The sequence below is a fragment of the Pseudomonas sp. SB113 genome (assembly GCF_040754745.1).
GTDB classification, from domain to species: Bacteria; Pseudomonadota; Gammaproteobacteria; order Pseudomonadales; family Pseudomonadaceae; genus Aquipseudomonas; species Aquipseudomonas grimontii.
Map to the genome: position 1 here is coordinate 1 of NZ_JBFMHW010000031.1, position 18,905 is coordinate 18,905.

The following is an 18,905-nucleotide window of genomic DNA, read 5'->3' on the forward strand; positions in this document are numbered from 1 at the left end:
GACGGTGATAGAAGGCCAGTTGTGGCAAACCATCTTCAAGCCCAAATAACGCAGTCATGATCATCCATGTGTACCAGAAACGTGAGTTTGCTATCCGTCACCCAGAACGGATATCCGGTCGTTTCACCTAAGATAGAGGCTATATCCCGCGCATTGTCGATTTCCCAGCCCGAGTATGTTGAATCAAGTACCAACAAAATCAGGTCTTTTTGGTTAATGCGGTACTGTATTTCCTTCCAGAAATTGGGGTTGTGCTCTGAATTTTTCTCGTTCAGTTCGACGGGGTCGAGGAAGCTGCTCTCGAACTTGAAGAACTTTTTTGTCAGGTTATTTATTAATGCTGTGGTTTCGTATGTCTGAAGTTTTCTAGAGCTTATTTCTAAGCTCCTGAAAGCATCATCTATTTCTTCTTCCAGGTAACTCATTAGTGAATCCCAATTCTTGATCGGCTAACGGGAACCAGTTTTAGAAGTATATGACCTCTTTTTGCCCCTCCGCCCGCTCTCTTTCCGGGGGTTTGATAACCAATATGAGGTGATTTCGGCCCTTCTTTGCTTGGGACTAGTATTGGGTCATCAATATTCACCTCGGCCCCCCTATTTGGGCCGCTTTGTACACGCCATTCAGTTGGAAATGACTTTCCATATTGGTCTTTACCCCATTTGGATACGCTGTATTCATCCCTTGATATGCCTGTTCTACGAAAGGCTTCATCTAAACCCGTGTGCATTTGCTCGTAGCTGTTGCGGTCTTGTTTGCGCCAGTCCAGATCTACATCGGAGTTAAATTCCCACGTGTTTCCGGTGTGTGGCGGAGGGCAACTCCCAGAAGTGCAAGCTAACCCTAACGGATCTACCCATCCGGTCGGGTTAGGCACGTACTGGTACGCGTTGATCCCACCCGCCAACTTCACCGGGTCAGGCGTCAGGTAACACCCAATATCCGGATTGTAGTAGCGATGGCGGTTGTAGTGCAGTCCGCTTTCCTGATCGAAGTACTGACCCTGGAAACGTAGCGGGTTGTCGATTGTGCCTTTGTCGAGTCGGCTGATCTGGCCGTAGGCGCGGTAATGTGCGGACCAGACGATTTCGCCGTCGGGGTCGGTGAGTTCCTGCGGCGTGCCGAGGTGGTCGAGTTGGTAGTGGTAGGGCTTGGTATCTTTTGGGCCGAATCCTTCCAGCAGGGCGAGTGGCCTAAAACTATCGGGTTCGTAGAGATAACTGCGATGGCGATCTGCATGGTGCTCGGCAATCAGCCTGTCGCCTTGCCAGAAAAACTCCGTCGTTAGGCCGTCCACGGTTTTGCTGATGCGCCGCCCAAATGGGTCATAGCGATAGCTGGCGGTTTGGCCGTTGGGTTGGGTGATGCCGATCAGCCGATGCTGGCAGTCGTAGCGATATTCGGTAATCAGCGCGTGCCCACGGCCCCGCCGTTCACGGATCAGGTTCCCGAAGGCGTCATAGTCGTAGTGGCGGTCGCCCTGGATCATCAGGCGGTTGCCGGCGACGATGTCGGGGCCGGGGCGGTCTTGCATCAGCAGGTTGCCAGCGGGGGTGTGGCCGAAGCGTTCCTGCAGGTCTTGAGAATGGTCGGCGCGGGTGAGGCGGCCTAGTGGGTCGTAGTGGTAGTGGTGTTCGCCTTTGCGGGTGTCTAGCAGGCGGGTGAGGTTGCCGGTTTTGTCGTAGTCGTATTGGCGTTGGTAGAGGTGGTCTTGTTGCTGGGTGATCGCGTGGGCGTGCAGGCGGTGCTGGTCGTCGTAGTGGTAGTGGCTGAGGAGTTGGCCTTGTTGGCGCTGGTGCTCCTGGCCGGCCTTGAACAGATGAGAGGTCAGCTGCGCGCCGTTTAATTCGATGGTGGCGAGGTGGCCGCCTTTCGCATGGTTAAAAACCAGTCGGTTGTTATCGGGCAGGCGCAGGTGTTGAAGCTGGCCGCAGGCGTCGTAGCCGTAGCGCAAGGTGCCCCAGCCTTGGTGTTCGGCGGTGAGGCGGTTTTGGCTATCGTATTCGTAGGCGAGCGCCCAGTGGCCGTCGTCGACGCTGAGGAGGTTGCCCTGGCGGTCGTAGGCATATTCAACAAGGCTACCGTCGGGCAGGGTTTTTCTGACGAGGCGTCCGGCGTGGTCTCGCTCGTAACGGGTAACGAGCTGACTACCATCGTCACCGTGTTCGGTCTTTTCCTGCAGGTTGCCGTTGAGGTCGTAGACGTAGGCCGTACGCTGCCCGTCAAACCCGGTTTCCTGCTGGATCAGGCCGTTGGGATGATAAGCCAGTCGGTAGGTCTCGCCGACTTCGTTTTCGATCTCGGTCAGCAATAACCGCACGTTGTCGTAGCGGTAGTTGACCTGAGTGCCATCAGCGTTGATGCGCCGACTGATCAGGTGCAACCCGTCGGCGTATTCGTAGCGGGTGACGTGGCCCAGTTCGTCGCGTTCGGCGCTGATTTTTCCGTAGGGGTTGTAGCTGTATTCCCGACATGCACCGCCTGGTAATACGACGCGAACCAAGCGACCCACGCTGTCCCACTGATACTGGGTCAGCGCGCCATGCTCATCCTCGCGCGCCACCTGACGGCCAAGATCGTCATAGCGATACCGCTTGATCCCGCCATTGGGCAACTGCTCCTCAATCAGTTGCCCCCGCTCATTCCACACCAGCCGATGGCAACTGTGATCCGGGTACCAAACCCCAACCAGTTGCCCGTATTTGTCGTAGCTGTAATCCGTAACATGTCCGTCGGGATCGATCTTACGAATGACATCGCCCTGGTCATTGCGCTCATATTTCCAGACCGCCAGACCCCGCCTTACAACCCGTACGAACCCGTTGTCATGCTCGTAGGACGTCGGCTCATCATCCCCAGGAAACAACGCTACCAAGCGTCCGGCGTCGTTGTACTGATACGCCGTCACCGACCCCAGCGGATCTTGCTCAACCGTCAGCCGGCCCTTGTCATCGTAGGATTTGAAGTGCTGGGCACCGTCCGGATCAATCCGCTGCACCAGCCGCGCCCGGTCGTCATGGACATACACTTCCTGACTGCCATCGGCGTTGTGCAGCGTGACACGGCCGTCGTCCCCCCAGACATACCGCGTATCCACCTGCGAGAAACTGGCCCAATGCCGAACACATCGCGCCGCTTTGCCGGGCCGTTCCCACGCCCAGAAGAAACTCGCCCCACCGGCCAGTCCACGCTCAAGAATCACATGCTGATCGTCGTAGCGATAAACCTCGCTTTCACCTACCGCATTGGTCGCCGAAACCAGTCGGCCAGCGTCGTCGTAGGCGTAGGAAACGACGTTCTGCTCCGTCACCCATTCGTAAGGCTCATACCCCTTGGCCCGCTGCACCTGGTAGTCCACCGCGACGATGCGGCCCGACGCATAGCGCAGGAACAGCGCACACCCCGCACCGTTATCCAGCCGCTCAATCCGCCCCACATAGTCCCGGGAAATCCGCAGCCGGTTGTCATACGCATCGCTGATGGAGACCAGCACACCGTCGCGAAAGTGATAAAACCGCGACGCCTGGGACAACACCAACTCATCCGGCGACGTGCCCAGATAGATCGCCGCTTCGGCCAGGCTATTGGTGATGGCAGGCCGAGCAACGGTCGGCATCGGAAACGAAGTAATGCGGTTCTCATGGTCCGTCCACACCACCGAATCGCCCGACACCGCAAGCCGATGCGCCAGCGAATGACTCCAGCCAAACCCCAAGCCGCCATCCAGTTCCACCGCACTGGTGCGGTACAACCGTGTCCACTCGAACGGCAAGATTCCATCCAACGTGCCGTCGGTGAGGGTGAGCAATTCCTCCCCGGTAACCATCGACACGGGGCAGCCGTTGGTGACGGTCTTATCCGAAGAAGCCGCCGCATCCCCGTTCGGGTTCTTCCCTGACGCCGGCACATCATCGACAGGCTCCTGGCGGACCAACACCGTCTGCTGAGTCTTCCTGCGAACCGCCGGCACGGGGTTCGAAACCACATGCTCCCCCGCCTTCAACGGCGCAACCGGTACAGCCTTGATCGCTGTCGCCGGGCCACCGAGCAGCAAAGGCTTCACCGCCTCGACATGCGCGTCCAACTTCGGCCCGACCCACTGATCAGCCAGCCTCTCCAGCCACTGGCGCGCTCGTCCGGATTTGATATGTCCCAGCACCTGAGCGCCCAGGCGAATCTGCACGCCCATGCCCCGGGTCGCCCAAATCAAAAACAGATTGATCAACACCTCGCCGGTGATCTCGCCCAGCACTTCATACATCTCGGGCGGCGGTAGCAGGCGTATCCAACTGACCATGGCCGACATGTAGATAAACAGCAGCGGCTCATCGCTGAGCACCAACAGCCCCTTTGCGATGGCGTCGTTGCCCAGCCTCAGCAGTTCATCAAGTTCGGCCTGGGTGATGTACTGCAGCAATTTCTCGCTGTTGGCCTTAAGGTCCGCCAGCAAGTCATACAGCTGCGTAACGTTGTCCCACAGGTTGTAGAGCGCCTTGGCCATCCCGCTTGAAAACGCCAAACCTTGCATCGCGCTACGTTCGAGCGGCGTGGCGTTGGCGAAGTCGTCCCATTGGGGCTGGAAGGTCTTGGTCCATTCGTCACGCAGGCGACCTTCCAATCCCGCGATCACCGACTGATAAGACGCATACAGCGCCTTGACGTGATCCTTGGAAACGTTGGGATAGAAGGTGATTTGGTACGGCTGGTTGCGATCACACTCGGTGATTTCGAGGATGCCGCTGGGGCCGATGGTTCGATGGAGTGGTGCGCCGAGCGGGCTGCCGTCCTGGGCAATGGCTTGCAGCATCACCGGCGTATTGCCGATTGGCACAAATCGAGTGCTTTCGAACATATGCACCAGAGTCAACGATCCCTGGGTATCGCACGTGGCGACCGTTTTACTTGGGGCGTTGGAAGAGACCGGCGCCACCAGCGCCACCTCTTCCCCAACTTTGAACACTTGCTCCACTTCCAGTGCCGAAACACTCCAGAAGCTCCCGGCCCACTCATCAAAGGTGTTCAGGCAACCGCGAAAGTCACGAAAGACGCGCTCAACGTCCGGCGCCTTGGCATCCATGGGGGCCAGGACAAAGCTGGCAATGACGGGAATCAAGAGGCAGCCCAGAAAACCTGGGCATTAACGGGTAGGTGCATCGGCGGTCCCTCGCACTGAATGATCAGGCGAGAGACTTTGGAGAGGTTCGTCAGGTAAAGATGTCGGCGCTATTCGCCAGGACGGCTAGGAGGGTTCGCCAAAACTTCGGGTAAACGGGGAGTCGATCGTAGGAGTCGGATTACAGGTGGAGAAGCCCTACAGCTTCAGTTGCCCAATCGCCTTGCTCAACTCCCCAGCCAACGTCGCCAGCTCATTGCTGGTGGTCGCCGAATCCACCGTCTGTTGCACGGTGTTTTCGGTCACATCACGAATGCTCACCACCGCGCGGTTCATCTCTTCGGCCACGTGGCTTTGCTGTTCGGCGGCGACGGCGATCTGGGTGTTGCTTTCACGCATTTGCGCCACGGCGCTGGTGATTTCGGCGAGCGCTGTGCCGGCTTCCAGGGCTTGTTGTACGCAGTCGTCGGCCTTGAACGAGCTTTCCTGCATGAAGTCCACCGCGTCGCGGGTGCCGGCCTGCAGAGCCGAGACCATGCGGGTGATTTCGTCGGTGGAGCTTTGCACGCGCTTGGCCAGGTTGCGCACTTCGTCGGCGACCACGGCAAACCCACGGCCCATTTCCCCGGCGCGAGCCGCTTCGATGGCGGCGTTGAGGGCGAGCAGGTTGGTCTGTTCGGCGATGCTGTGGATCACACTGACCACGCTGTTGATTTTCTGGCTGTCCTCGGCCAGTTTCTGGATCATTTCGGCGGTCTGTTGCACGCCGGAAGACAGGCCGGCGATTGAGTGCTGTACGCGGGTGACCACGTCCTGACCGCTGCCAGCGAGGGTGTCGGCGGCCTGGGACAAGTCGCGGGTGGCACCGGCATGTTGGGCGATGTGGTAGACGGTGGCGGTCATTTCGTTGATGGCGGTGGCGGCCTGGTCGGTCTCGCTTTGCTGGCCAAGCATGCCGTGTTGTACCTCGTTCATGCTGCTGGCCAATCGAGCGGCACCCTCGTCCAGAAGCTTGGCGGTGCGCGCCACGGTGCTGACCACGCGCTGATAACCGGCTTGCATGGCATTGAAGGCGCTGGCCATCTGGCCGACTTCATCCTTGCAGGCCAACGGCACGCGGGCCGACAGGTCGCCGGTTTTCTCCACGTGCAGCATCACGTCCTTGAGGGTGTTGAGTTGGCTGAGCAGGAAGCGGATCAGCAATTGCGAGGCGCAGAGCATCGCCAGCATCAGGATCAGCACCGCCACGGCATAGTTGGCGAAGCGTTCACTGAATACCTGGCTCAGGCTGGGGGCGTGGGCGAGCACGGCGATGTATTGCCCATCAGGGCGGGCGATCACTTCTGCGCCCATCAGCGTGTTTTCGCCGAACAGCGGCATGGGGTTGAGTTCGACCCAACCCGTGCTGCTGCTCAGGGCTGACAGATCCTGATCGGCCAGCTGTGGGACTTGGCCGCGGGCAAACGTCAGCCAGTGCTCGCTCTTGGGCAGGGCCTTGTCGGCCGGCCAGGCACCGAGCAATTGCGCCTGGGCGTGTGCCGAGGCCTGGGACGCCTGGCTGCGCGATTGCTGCTCGAGATGCACGGCGTACAGCACCAGAAGCAGGGTCGTGATAAAGGCGACCGCGTTGACGGCCCAGAATTTGTATTTCAGCGAGATATTGCTAAGCCAGGCACCCATGGAAGGTTTTCTCTGATAGCGGAAACAGCATTGGCAAGGTGCCATTATTGTGCCGCTACTCAGAAAAACGGTTTTGACATGGGTCAATGCGCCGCATCAATCCACCGCAGGCAGCCCAAAAAACGCGCGGGCACAGGCGGTGCTGTGCTGAGCCAGGTCCTCCACCGTTTCGTTGCGGTGCAGGGCGACTTCGCGTAGCACTTCCGGCAGGTAGGCGGGTTCGTTACGGCCGTTTTTCGGTTTTGGACGCAGAGTGCGCGGCAGCAGGTAGGGCGCATCGCTCTCGAGCATCAGACGACCGCGAGGAATTTCTCCGACCAGCGGATGCAGATGAGTCCCACGGCGTTCATCGCAGATCCAGCCGGTGATGCCGATGTGCAAATCGAGATCGAGGTAGCTGAACAGCGCCTGTTGTTCGCCGGTGAAGCAATGCACCACGGCGGCGCTCAGGTGGTCGCGGTAGTCCTTGAGGATCTCCAGCAGGCGTTGGTTGGCGTCGCGCTCGTGGAGAAACACCGGCAGCTTGAGCTCAACCGCCAGAGCCAAGTGCTCTTCCAGGACTTTTTCCTGTTGCGGGCGGGGTGAGAAGTCACGGTTGAAATCCAGCCCGCATTCGCCCACCGCACGTACGCGGCTTTCGCTGAGTAAACCGCGCAGACGCTTGGCGCTATCGCCGTTCCAATCGCTGGCGGAGTGGGGGTGGATGCCGGCAGTACTGAACAGGCGTTGGCCGCTGTCATCGAGGTTTACGCACAGTTCCAAGGCCTGTTCGCTGCCGTCGACGCTAGTGCCGGTCAGCACCAATTGTTGCACGCCGGCCGCATAGGCGCGGTCGAGAACGGCCTGGTGCTTCTCGTCGAAACTGGGGTTGGTCAGGTTGACGCCGATATCAATGAGTTGCATGGTGCTATCTCCGCCTGCGGCCGGAAAGCATATCAGAGCTGTAGATTTATAAGAAAAACGAAGAACTACAACGAGTTATAGCTGTCTTTGAACGTCGCAAGTGACATTGTCGTTGAGCATTCGCCTTCTCCAATGCCGCCGTTGCGTACCTTGCCAGCGCATAAAGCGCTCTGTTTCTGACCTCCGATGTCTCGTTTTTCGCGAGGGCATTGGCCAGTATTCTTTCCGGAGAGCGGATGATCCGACCCTCGGCGTTGCTTATGTTGTGCCTGACGCTGCTGCTGCCCATGGCGGCGGTCGCGCGTCTGGACGGGCCGCTGGAAGTGACCAAGCCCGGCAAAGTGCGCGACCTGGCGGAGATTCGCTCGAGTCGCACCCTGCGTGTACTGGTCAACCAGAGCCGTAACAGTTCCGGCGAGGTCCAGGGCCAGGCCATCGGTGTCGAATACCATCGCCTGCGTGCGTTCGAGCAATACCTCAATGGCCACGCCCGTGATGGCCAGGAAATCAACCTCAAGATCATTCCCAAGGCCAAGGACCAACTGCTCGGCGCACTGGCTCGTGGCGAAGGCGACCTGGTGGCCCCCGGTGAATTGCTGGATGTAAAGGCCGCGCACAAGATCAGCGCCAGCGATCCGATCGCCAGTGGTGTGCCGTTATGGCTGGTCGGGGTGAAGGGAGAGCGGCGGTTTACCAAGCTGGAGCAGTTGTCCGGGCGTACCCTGGCGCTGACCACCGGCAGCGCGGCGGCGGATGCCATCAGCCAGGTCAACCAGAAGCTGGCCTTGCACAAACAGCCGCCGGTCAAGGTGGAATGGGTTGACCCCACCCTGGCCGTGGAGGATGTGCTGGAGATGGTCCAGGCGGGTATTTTTCACCTGACTATCGTCGAGAAGCCGATTGCTGAACGCTGGTCGAAGATCCTGCCCAAGTTGCGCTTCGACAAGCAGGTGGCGATCAGCGAACCGGGTGACGAGTACTGGTTTGTGCGCCAGGACGCCTCGATGCTGCGGGCCAGTATTGATCGATTTCTCAAGACCTATCGCACACCGTCCGATCAGGATGTGGCATTCCAGCGCATCTACCGACGCCTCTACCAGGTGCGCAACCCGCTGGCCCGCGCCGACCGCCAGCGCCTGGAAAAACTGCGCCCGGTGTTACAAAAACACGCTCGTGAGCAAGGCATGGACTGGCTGAACCTCGCGGCGCTGGCGTTCAAGGAGTCGGCCTTCGACCCGGGTGCGCGCAACAGCGGAGGCCCAACCGGCCTGATGCAGATCACCCCCTCGGCGGCGCAGCGCGTGGGCGTCAACAATATCGAAAGTCTCGACAGTAATGTGCAGGCGGGCGCGCGTTACCTGGCGTTGATCCGTCGCAAATTCTTCGCCAGCCCCAAGCTCAACGAGCGCGAGCGCATGGCCTTCGTATTGGCCGCGTACAACATGGGGCCGGAGCGAGTGCAGGGTATGCGCGCCGAGGCCAGGCGCCGTGGACTGAATCCCAACCAATGGTTTTTCCAGGTGGAACGCATTGCCATGGAGCAGGTGGGAATGGGGGGCGTCAGCTATGTTAATAGCGTCAACAAGTACTACTTGGCGTTCGATCGGGAGCGAGAGTCCCTGGAGCCGCCATCGCCGAAAATCGCCTCACGGAAATAATCGATTTTATCGATATTGATCAGGCATTTTTTCGGCTTTTATCATTGCTTAAACTGATTAATATAGCGGCCAACCAACCCCTACTTCGAAAAGGATTCACCCCATGAGCCCAATGATCAAAAGCCTGTTGTCCACTCGTGCCGGCTACGGCCTGACCATCCTGCGCATCGTGGTCGGCATCATCTTCGCCGCCCATGGTTCGCAAAAACTCTTCGGCTGGTTTGGCGGCTATGGCCTGGCAGGCACCGCCCAGTGGATGGAAAGCATCGGCCTGGCGCCGGGTACCCTGATGGCGCTGCTGTCGGGCGGAACCGAGTTCTTTGCCGGCCTGGCCCTGATCATCGGTTTGCTGGTACGCCCGGCCGCCTTGGGCCTGACCATTCTGTCGCTGGTGGCGATCTTCTCGGTGCATATCCATAACGGTTTGTTCATGGCCAACAACGGTTATGAGTTCGCACTGGCCTTGCTGGGCGGCTCCCTGGCGGTGCTGCTGGAAGGTGCCGGCAAACTGTCTGCCGACCGTGCCATCGCTAACTGATCGCTCTGCAACACCCTGGATAGGCCCGCCATGCGCGGGCCTTTTCGTTGCTCAGGATTCTTGACACCGCCCCACCGGCTTCTCTAGGATGCTGCGCATGCGCCGATTTAAACAGCTAATTGCGGGGCGCCACTGGGTCTCAATAGGACCCGACAGAAGCCTGTCTTCCCCTGCGGAGGCAACTTCGAAATACCGCTAAAGCGCTGGTTCGGTGTTGCCTCTCACCTGCCCGCAGACTTTTGAGGCAGAGACACGACACAATGAATGCACTACGCCCCCTGATACGCCTGGCCCCGATCACCGCGGACCTCACCCAACGCAATCCGAAAATCCTCCTGGGCGGTAAGCACCAGCCTACGCTCTTACGTTATCTGGACGGGTGGCCACGTCGCAGCGGGCGGCCATCGGCATTCTTGATTCAGTTTGTTGAAGATGGCGACTCTCTTGCTCGTTTTGCGAATAACAGCTTCGATCTGGCGGTTATCCAGGCCCCCAGCGCGAGCAACGCGCAGGAAGTCATTCGACAATTGACACGCATTGCCCGGCAGGGGCTGATTGCCAGGCGTTGAACGGTCAGTGGAGCACGACCTCCGCTTGCAAGCGACGCCGTCGATTACCTAGAAAAACCATCCAGGCAACAAGGCATAGCATCAGCGGTATCGCCAAGGTCGCGACCATTTTTATAGCGAACTCCAGGCGATGCACCTGCGCGTATGTCTCGGCCCTCAAGGCATGTAATTCCATCGGTAAGCGTAGGCGTTCCTTGTTGAGCGCCACCAGTTGGTTGTTAGTGTCCACTGACTGGGAGCCGAGGGGGACCGTCATTGGGTTCAGCATTTGCCATTCCTGTTCCGTCCGTAGCAGGCGCCGCTCCAATTCAATCGCTCTCTGACCGTAGGCCTGTTCGGCGCTGTGGCGCATCCGTTCCAGCTTGTGCGGTGATGTGTCCGCTGGCGCGCGGGGGCGAATATTGGTCAGCGCATCACCGGCGGCCAAGTTATCCAGTGTATTCAAGATAAACAGCGCGTTGCTATCGGGTGCTGAGCTGTTGAATTGATCCATGAGTAAATCGGTGTCGGCGACTACCACTACATGGATCTGCGCCGCTTCTTGCAAACCTGTCGGCGTCCCTTCAATGCCGTCGGGGAATGCTGAATAGGCCGGTCCCTCTATACGGGCTGCAATCACATGCTGTTGCGCTCGGGGGGAGGCCTCATCGGTCGTGGAGTCGACCTCGATTGCTGACGCAAACCGGTTGGTTTCCAGCAACTCGGATTGACCGGAGCTTTGCAGAAGGGGAGTGAGGGTTGTGCGAGCTTTTTTGCTGCCAAAGAGTGCGCCGCTGCTCGATACCGTCACGGTATTCAATTTCCAGGTGCTGATATCGTACGTGTTCATTGCCTGCCGAGGCAGGTTCAACCTGACCGGATACTGCACTGTGAGCTCCCCAGGCTCTGGAGCCTGCGACGCCGCGTAGCGGTGGTCGACCAGGAATTTATCCGCTGGCATCTCTATCCCCCAGGCGGCAAGCAACTCAGCCAGTCGCGATGGGGCGGATGTGATGTCCAAGCTTTGCTCGCTTACGGGGTCGATAAATACCATCAATTTACCTCCCCTCAATACAAACTGTTCAATTTCATACAGCGATTGCGCAGGCAGCGCCTGTGGGTGCACGACCATGAGCGTTTTGACTTGTTCCGGTACGCCCTTGGCGGTCGCTTCCAAGTTGATAAGGCTGAAATGTCGCCGCAGTTCCCCCAGCAGCCGGCCTGCAGATTCTCCCATCTCCAGCCCTGAAAGCAGTCCGATAACGGGGCGCTCCGGATGTTGCAACTTGTAGATCAGATGGCTGATTTCATATTCGAGCAATGGCTCCCGGTCCAAGCTGAATGAGCCGATGCGTTGTGCTCCGTGGCCGGCGCGGGTGCCGATCAGACCCATGAAGCCCGCAGTGTCGTCGAGACCGAAAAGCCTTGCTTTGTAGGCGTCTTCTGAAAAAGGCACGGGATCAATAAGATGCAGGTTAATCATGCCTTTCGCTGCTTTTTCGTACTCCTGCAACCGGTCTTTGATGCGCTTGCCATAGCGCTTCAAGGCGTAGCTTCGTTCCGGGTCGTTCTTGGCATTGAAGTAATATAAATCCAGAGGGTGTTCCAGTGACGCGAGTAACTGTCGTACTTGAGGAGATAACGTATGGGTTTTCTCTTGTGAAAAGTCCCATCGGATATCAGGAAGCTTTCCTACCCACACTAAGTTGAACGCCAGGAATAGTAACCAGATGACAGTGAGTGTCATGCCGGGGCGCAGAGTCGGTCGCATAGAGGGCTTTCCTTCTCAGCTATGTTTGTAGTTGAGGGTTACTGTTGTCGCTGAGAGAAAGGCTAAGATCATGCTAATGAAGTAAAGTGTGTCACGAAGCGTGAATTTTCCATTGTCGATAGCGCTGTACCTCGAAAAAGGGCTGAGGGAGACCAGGCTGTCTACCGCCCAGAGTGGGGCTTGATGTTCAAGTGCATCGAGCAAATAAGAGAACCCACTGACAGTGAGCATTAAGCCCACTGTCAATATGAAGAGGGCAGTGCGTTGACGCACCAGCGTGAAAATAAAACAACCGACAGATAAATAACTGCCTGCCAGCAACCAGCTCGACATGAATTGCGAGGCGATAACGCTGTTGTCCGCCCCGCCCAAGTAATTGGCAATGATGACGAGAGGGAAGGTCAATATCAGGGCTATGCCCGACACGACCCAGGCAGCAAAAAATTTACCCATAACCCATTCAAAGGTCGTGATGGGTAATGTTTTCATAAGGTCGCGAAAACCTGTATTGGACTCGTCCGCCCAGAGTTGTGCCGCCAATACAGGGATCAATAAAAAATAGAGCCAGGGGTGTAGCTGGAAGAAAACCTGCAAGTTGCTGCTGTCTTCTTCTGGCCAAGAACTCATGTGCAGCCCCAGCGCCACGGACACTACTGAAAAAATGGCAACACTCAGATAGGTGCTGGGGGTGCCAGCATGATGAGCGAGCTGACGCTTGAAAATGACGGGCAGCAGTTTCAAAGGGGGGTCTCTCGGCTCAGATAGTGAACTACGTCGCTAATGCGACCTGGCTCTACGTTCAGTGAGTTGATTTTCCAGCCGCGATTGGCAATGAGCGTATTTATATGGGGGTAGATGGTGTGCCCCGGCATGGCTAGGACGGTCACTGTACCGGGGGCATGCCGATGTTCTTCAATGCCTGCCACCCCGGGCAGTACGGCGAGCGCCAGCAGGTCCAAGGGGGCGTCTGCAGCGAGGGTGACCGCCTGGAAATGGCGAGAGTCCCGTTGCAAATCAGGCATGAGAGTATCGGCCACCAAGCGATCACCGGCGATAACCAGTGCGCGTGTACAGAGCTTGGACAATTCATCGCAGTGGCTGGAAGCGACGATTACCGTCATTTCTTGTGTCAATGACTGGATGAGCGTCATGAATTTGTGTTTCTGATCGGGTGCGAGCCCCTCGGTCGGCTCATCCAGTAAAAGTAATGCCGGGCCATGCAGGATGGCCTGAGCAATGGAGACCTTGCGCTTCAAGCCAACGGAGAGCGCTGCGAGTGGCTCGCTGAGCACCGGCAACAATTCCAGTCGTGTCGCAGCCAGCTCCACCTGTGCGTGTTTTTCGGTACCACGTAGTCCGCGAATGGCTGCGATGTAGTCAAGGAAATCTTTAACCGACATCGTAGGATGACTGACGCACTTTTGAAGTTGGTAGCCGATTAGTTTTTTCGCTTTGAGTGGATGGGCTTTAGTACTGATGCCTTGGATTTTTATATGCCCGCCGGAAGGGGTGGTTGAGCCCGATATTAGATCGAGAAGTGCTGTTTTAGCTGTAGGATTTTCTCCAAATAGTCCAAGACATTCCTGTTTGTTTGCGCTAAATGAAAAATCGCTGATTATTTTTTTCTTGTTCAGGTGCTTTGTCAGGTTGATTATTTCGATCATTTAGCTTGGTGTGACCGTAGGGGGGGAGTTTGAAAAAAGGGTACGAGCAATAGCTGTTTTTGGGAACGTCCATCAATGCTAATAAGAAAATTCCTACGTGCGCGCTAGTCGGGTCGCTGAAACAATTGTGTTGTGCTTATTGACCTTTAATTGTCGAGTATTTGTCTGAAGGTTATAGATGTTTTCCGAATTTTTAATGAGGCCTGATTACCATGATGCTTCTACGTACCCTTGTTCTTGAACGTGACGGTCAGGATGCTCCGGTCAACGGTGCATTGCTCTGTGGGTTTGCTGTAGGTCAGATTACCTCCAACTTCCTCGTGTATAGCTTGGATGAAGAGGTTGAGCCGGCTAGTTCCAGGGTCTATGTCGCAGTCTTGCGCAAAAAACTTGATAGGTATTTTCTGGGCGGGGTTGAGTCCAAGGACGACCTGAATGTGGCAATGCATGTGTTCAAACAAATTCTTACATCGGCGGCGGGCGTTAAGACGGGTAGTGCTACCGAAAATCAGGTTCCTTATCATTTTATCGATTTGAAAGGCTGCAAGCTGCCGCCTGCGAGGCCCGAGGACCATCACTCGGTGATCATCAAGAAAGCGCTGGTGATGAAAGTGATCACCCTGGGAATGTCTGCTCCGATGATGCCGGCAATCGAAAGCGCTTCATTGATTGTGCCTTCCATTCGCTTTTCGTCGAAAATGAGTGTGTCTGCCACGGGGGCGAATCCTCCCGAGCCTACCCAGCTTCCCGTACACGAGCCTATTGTAGAAGAGCCGCGGCAGATGCCAGTCGAGGCGCCTGTGACCATTATGCAGGCTGCACCTGTTGTCCTGAATGAGCCAGACGCCTCGGTGCAGCGCAAGCTTATGGCGCCAGCCGACCACGGTAGTTTGTTCGAAGTGGACAGTACGCTGACCAGCCTCGCGCGCGTCGCTCAGGAGCTGACCCAACAAAAACTCGCTGCAGTCGAACGGGAAACGGCGCTTGATCAATGGCAGGCCCGATTGCAGCAGCAGCAAACTCAGTTGGATGAGAAGACCCGGGATTTGGAGCAGCGCACCACTCAACTGCATGACCAGTCGTTGGCGGTCAGTCAGCGAGCCGAAGCACTCAGGGCGATGACCTCGCAGGTATCGGGCATGCGACAGAGCCTGCGGGGTGTGCTGCTTGAACTGGATCAGGCCTTGGATGGTTAGACTGGCCTGGCTACTTTCTCGGGTTCATTTATCATCAATGTCCGCGAACCGACGCCAGGGTGTAATTTCCTGGCCTATCGGCACCTATGGACATTGCCTGGGGATGCATGCGTTTGAGTACCAAGCTGATTACCAAAGAAGGTCATGAAGCGCTGAAGAAAGAGTTGGATTACCTGTGGCGCGAAAAGCGTCCGGATACCACGCGTAAGGTGACCTGGGCCGCCTCCCTGGGGGATCGCAGTGAGAACGCCGACTATCAGTACAACAAGAAGTTGCTACGCGAAATCGACCGGCGGGTGCGTTACTTGCGCAAGCGCCTGGAAGACATGCGGGTGGTGGAGTACATGCCCGAGCAGGAGGGAAAGGTATTCTTCGGTGCCTGGGTCGATATTGAAAACGAACAGGGCGAGACCAAGCGTTTTCGCATTGTCGGCTATGACGAAATTTATGATCGGATGGACTATATCTCCATCGATTCACCGATGGCCCGTGCGCTGCTGCGCAAGGAAGTCGACGATGAGGCCATTGTGCAGACCCCGGGAGGCGAGGTGTGCTGGTGGATCACCGCTATTGAGTACGTGAAGTAAGCGACGTTGGCCCGCCCCCGTAAGGGAGGCGGGTCATTGATCGCTCAGCCTTCGCGCAATACGGTCAGCGGGCTTGCATTCAACGCACGGCGTGTGCCGAACACCCCTGCACCGCCGATCAATACCGCGCCGATCACAGGCAGCAGCAATAGCCAGGGGTGCGGGTGCCAGGCCAGGTCGAAGGCATAGCGGTACAGCACCCACGTCACCAGCTCGGTGCCCAGCGCTGCCAGCAAGCCACTGACTGCGCCCAACAAGCCAAACTCGATACGTCGCGCCTTGACCAGCAGCTTGCGCTCTGCGCCCAGTGCTCGGAGCAGTGCGCCTTGGCGAATGCGTTCATCCAATGTGGCCTGCAGGCCGGAGAACAGCACGGCCATCCCCGCGGCGAGTACAAACAACAGCACGTATTCCACTGCCAGGGTCACTTGGGCAAGGATGCTGCGCAGTTGCTCCAGCAGCGCCTCCACCTGCAGGATGGTCACCGCCGGAAAGGCGCGGGACAGATCAACGATCTGCTGATCATGCCCAGGGGCGAGGTAGAAGCTGGTCAGGTAGGTGGCCGGCAGGTCCGTCAAGGTGCCCGGTTGGAAAATCATGAAGAAGTTCGGCTGGAAGTTATCCCAGTTGATGGTTCGCAGGCTGGCAACCCGCGCCTCGCGATTTTCCCCGGCAATGGTGAACACCAGGTGATCGTTCAGCTTCAGCTTGAGGCTTTGCGCGACCTTGGCTTCTACCGAGACTCCAGGAATTCCGTCGGTGGGTTGTTGCGACCACCATGAGCCTGCTGTCAGGGTATTGCCCGGCGGCAGGTCGGCGGCCCAGGTCAGGCTCAAGTCGCGTTGTACCGCGCGGTCACCACTGGAGTCCTTGCTGACTATTTCCTGTACAGGCTCGCCATTGATACTGATCAACCGCCCTGGCACGACCGGGTACAGCGGCGCTGACTGCGCCTGCACTTCCAGCAGGCGGGCACCGAAGGCGTCCTTATCGGCCGGCAGGATATTCAGGGCGAAATAATTAGGTGCGTCCTTGGGCAGCTGGTTTTGCCAGGTGTCCAGCAATTCGCCACGCAGCAGGGCGATCAAGCCCATGGACAACAGGATCAGGCCGAACGCCAGGGACTGGCCTGCCGCCGCCAGCGGGTGGCGCAGCAATTGGCCCAGGCCCAGGCGCCAGGGCAGGGACGCTCTGGCCAACAGGCGTCGCAGGCTCTGCAACAGCAGCAGAAGCAAGCCACCCAGCACCAGCGCGGCGACCACGCCGCCGCCCAGCAGGGCGAAGGTCAGCACCAGGTCGAGGCTCAGGCGCCACATGATCAGGCCCAGGGCGAACAGCGCAGCGCCGTAGACCATCCAGGTGCTGGACGGGATGGGCAGCAGGTCGCGCCTCAACACTCGCAGCGGTGGTACGCGACCGAGTGCGGCCAGCGGTGGCAGGGCGAAACCCGCGAGAGCGACCAGCCCGGTGCCGATCCCGGCGATGGCCGGCAACAGTCCACCTGGGGGAACGTCCGCCGGCAGCAGGTCGTGCAGGAAATAGAACAGGCCAAACTGTGCCAGCCAACCGAGCAGGGCGCCGGCCAGGCTCGCCAGCAAACCCAATACGCTCAATTGCAGGCTGAACAGCACCATGGCCTCGAGTCGCGATAACCCAAGGCAACGCAGCAACGCACTGGCGTCGAAACGTCGGGTGGCAAAGCGGTTGGCCGAGAGGGCTACGGCTACACCGGCCAACAGCACGGCCACCAGGCTGGCCATGTTCAGGTAGCGTTCGGCTTTGCCAAGGGCGCCGCCGATCTGCTGGTTGCCGTCCCGTGAATCCTGAAGACGCTGGTTGGCGGCGAGCCCCGGCTTGATCAGGTCACGATAGGTTTGCAGCGCGGTGCTGGCCTGCGGCCCACGCCACAATTCGCGGTAGCTGACGCGACTGCCTGGCTGGACTACCCCGGTGGCGTCCAGGTCCGCCAGGTTGATCATCACCCTGGGCGTCAGGCTATAGAAGTTGCCGGCGCGATCCGGTTCGTAGGTCAATACGCGTGCCAGGCGCAAGGTCTTCATACCCACATCGATACTGTCGCCGACTTTCAGGTCCAGTGCTGTCAGCAGCCGTGACTCCACCCAGGCTTCACCGGGTTTCGGTCCGCCGCCCGGGGTTTCGTCCCCAAAGGGTGCTGCTGCGCTCTTGAGCTCACCTCGTAGCGGATACTGCTCGTTGACCGCCTTGATGCTGGAGAGCTGGATGCCATTATCGGTGGCAATGACGCTGGAAAACTCAACCACACGAGCGTGATCCAGGCCCAGTTCGGTCCCGGATCTGATTTGTTCGGGGCGGGCCGGTGAGCTGCCTTCGAGTACCAGGTCGGCGCCGAGGAACTCGGTGGCGCGTAACAGCATGGCACCGTTGAGGCGGGCGCCGAAATAACCGATAGCGGTACTGGCGGCCACAGCCACCAACAGGGCGAAGAACAGCACACGCAATTCACCGGCGCGGGCATCGCGCAGTAATTGGCGCATGGCAAGGCTGAACAGGCGCAACAGCGGCAAGCGTGCCATCAAGGCTCCAGGGGGGCGACCATCAGGCCGGCTTCAAGGCGGATCAGGCGTCGGCAGCGATGAGCCAGGCGCTCGTCATGGGTAACCAGCACCAGGGTCGTACCGTTCTCTTTATTGAGTTCGAACAGCAGGTCGCTGATGCGCTCGCCGGTGTGGCTGTCGAGGTTGCCGGTGGGTTCATCGGCAAACAGCACGTCCGGTTCGGCGGCAAAGGCGCGGGCAATCGCCACCCGTTGCTGCTCGCCGCCGGAAAGCTGGCGTGGTGAGTGGGTCAGGCGCTGGCCGAGGCCCACGCGTTCCAGCAGATGCTTGGCGCGTGCGCGTGCGTCTTTGCGGCCATCCAGCTCCAATGGCAGCATGACGTTCTCCAGCGCATTGAGGCTGTCGAGCAGTTGGAACGACTGGAACACAAAGCCCACGTGTTCGGCACGGATGCGCGCGCGCTGGTCTTCGTCGAGGGTGCTGAGCGCCTGGCCGGCGAGGGTGACTTCACCGCTGCTGGGCAGGTCGAGGCCGGCCAGCAGGCCGAGGAGGGTGGATTTGCCGGAACCGGAGCTGCCGACGATAGCCAGGCTATCGCCCTTGTTCAGTTCCAGGCTCAGTTCGTGCAGGATAGTCAGTTCACCTTCCGCGCTGGGAACCACTTTGCTGAGGTTCCGCGCGGTGAGAATGCTTGCGCCCATGGAGAATCC

Annotated in this window: 14 protein-coding genes; 5 read left to right on the forward strand and 9 right to left on the reverse strand. The window is 58.5% G+C overall.

Going from position 1 to position 18,905, the window contains the following annotated elements:
• Window positions 1–35: 35 nt before the first annotated feature.
• From AB1462_RS27655 to AB1462_RS27670, 4 genes are all read right to left on the reverse strand, one after another.
• On the reverse strand, window positions 36–425 hold the full coding sequence (locus AB1462_RS27655; RefSeq protein ID WP_065947443.1) for a hypothetical protein: 390 nt from the start codon (window positions 423–425) through the stop codon (window positions 36–38).
• The gene (locus AB1462_RS27660; RefSeq protein ID WP_367248502.1) at window positions 425–5,113 is read right to left on the reverse strand and encodes a polymorphic toxin type 47 domain-containing protein; all 4,689 of its coding nucleotides are present in this window, start codon (window positions 5,111–5,113) and stop codon (window positions 425–427) included. The genes AB1462_RS27655 and AB1462_RS27660 overlap by 1 nt, the downstream gene beginning before the upstream one ends.
• 198 nt (window positions 5,114–5,311) lie before the next feature.
• Window positions 5,312–6,793: a methyl-accepting chemotaxis protein gene (locus AB1462_RS27665; RefSeq protein ID WP_367248504.1), complete on the reverse strand. Its 1,482-nt coding sequence runs from the start codon at window positions 6,791–6,793 to the stop codon at window positions 5,312–5,314.
• Between the two features lie 96 nt (window positions 6,794–6,889).
• A complete protein-coding gene (locus AB1462_RS27670) occupies window positions 6,890–7,696 on the reverse strand; it encodes a TatD family hydrolase (protein ID WP_090407349.1) in 807 nt (268 codons plus the stop codon).
• Window positions 7,697–7,932: 236 nt separating this feature from the next.
• Between AB1462_RS27670 and AB1462_RS27675 the strand changes: the two genes are divergently transcribed.
• From AB1462_RS27675 to AB1462_RS27685, 3 genes are all read left to right on the forward strand, one after another.
• Complete coding sequence (locus tag AB1462_RS27675; RefSeq protein WP_367248506.1) at window positions 7,933–9,354, forward strand: transglycosylase SLT domain-containing protein; 1,422 nt, start codon at window positions 7,933–7,935, stop codon at window positions 9,352–9,354.
• 103 nt (window positions 9,355–9,457) lie between these two features.
• On the forward strand, window positions 9,458–9,892 hold the full coding sequence (locus AB1462_RS27680) for a DoxX family protein (RefSeq protein WP_017529401.1): 435 nt from the start codon (window positions 9,458–9,460) through the stop codon (window positions 9,890–9,892).
• 260 nt (window positions 9,893–10,152) lie between these two features.
• The gene (locus AB1462_RS27685) at window positions 10,153–10,461 is read left to right on the forward strand and encodes a hypothetical protein (protein ID WP_090407344.1); all 309 of its coding nucleotides are present in this window, start codon (window positions 10,153–10,155) and stop codon (window positions 10,459–10,461) included.
• Window positions 10,462–10,465: 4 nt separating this feature from the next.
• Here AB1462_RS27685 and AB1462_RS27690 read toward each other — a convergent pair whose 3' ends face one another.
• From AB1462_RS27690 to AB1462_RS27700, 3 genes are read right to left on the reverse strand one after another with little or no spacing between them, the layout of a single operon-like run.
• Window positions 10,466–12,211, reverse strand: coding sequence for a Gldg family protein (locus AB1462_RS27690; RefSeq protein ID WP_367248509.1), 1,746 nt, complete (start codon window positions 12,209–12,211; stop codon window positions 10,466–10,468).
• 15 nt (window positions 12,212–12,226) lie between these two features.
• Window positions 12,227–12,952, reverse strand: coding sequence for an ABC transporter permease (locus tag AB1462_RS27695; RefSeq protein WP_090407340.1), 726 nt, complete (start codon window positions 12,950–12,952; stop codon window positions 12,227–12,229).
• Complete coding sequence (locus AB1462_RS27700) at window positions 12,949–13,875, reverse strand: ATP-binding cassette domain-containing protein (RefSeq protein ID WP_259193548.1); 927 nt, start codon at window positions 13,873–13,875, stop codon at window positions 12,949–12,951. The genes AB1462_RS27695 and AB1462_RS27700 overlap by 4 nt, the downstream gene beginning before the upstream one ends.
• Window positions 13,876–14,087: 212 nt before the next feature.
• On the opposite strand from AB1462_RS27700, the gene AB1462_RS27705 reads away from it, so the two are divergent.
• Both AB1462_RS27705 and greB read left to right on the forward strand, forming a co-directional pair.
• Entirely contained in the window at window positions 14,088–15,071 is a 984-nt protein-coding gene (locus AB1462_RS27705) for a hypothetical protein (RefSeq protein WP_090407337.1), read from the forward strand.
• 113 nt (window positions 15,072–15,184) lie between these two features.
• The gene (gene greB / locus AB1462_RS27710) at window positions 15,185–15,658 is read left to right on the forward strand and encodes a transcription elongation factor GreB (protein WP_053130756.1); all 474 of its coding nucleotides are present in this window, start codon (window positions 15,185–15,187) and stop codon (window positions 15,656–15,658) included.
• 44 nt (window positions 15,659–15,702) lie between these two features.
• On the opposite strand, the gene AB1462_RS27715 is transcribed toward greB, so the two are convergent.
• Window positions 15,703–18,213, reverse strand: a complete 2,511-nt coding sequence (locus AB1462_RS27715; RefSeq protein ID WP_259193547.1) for an ABC transporter permease — start codon at window positions 18,211–18,213, stop codon at window positions 15,703–15,705.
• Complete coding sequence (locus AB1462_RS27720; RefSeq protein ID WP_090407331.1) at window positions 18,213–18,896, reverse strand: ABC transporter ATP-binding protein; 684 nt, start codon at window positions 18,894–18,896, stop codon at window positions 18,213–18,215. Before AB1462_RS27720 ends, AB1462_RS27715 begins: the two co-directional genes overlap by 1 nt.
• Window positions 18,897–18,905: the final 9 nt, after the last annotated feature.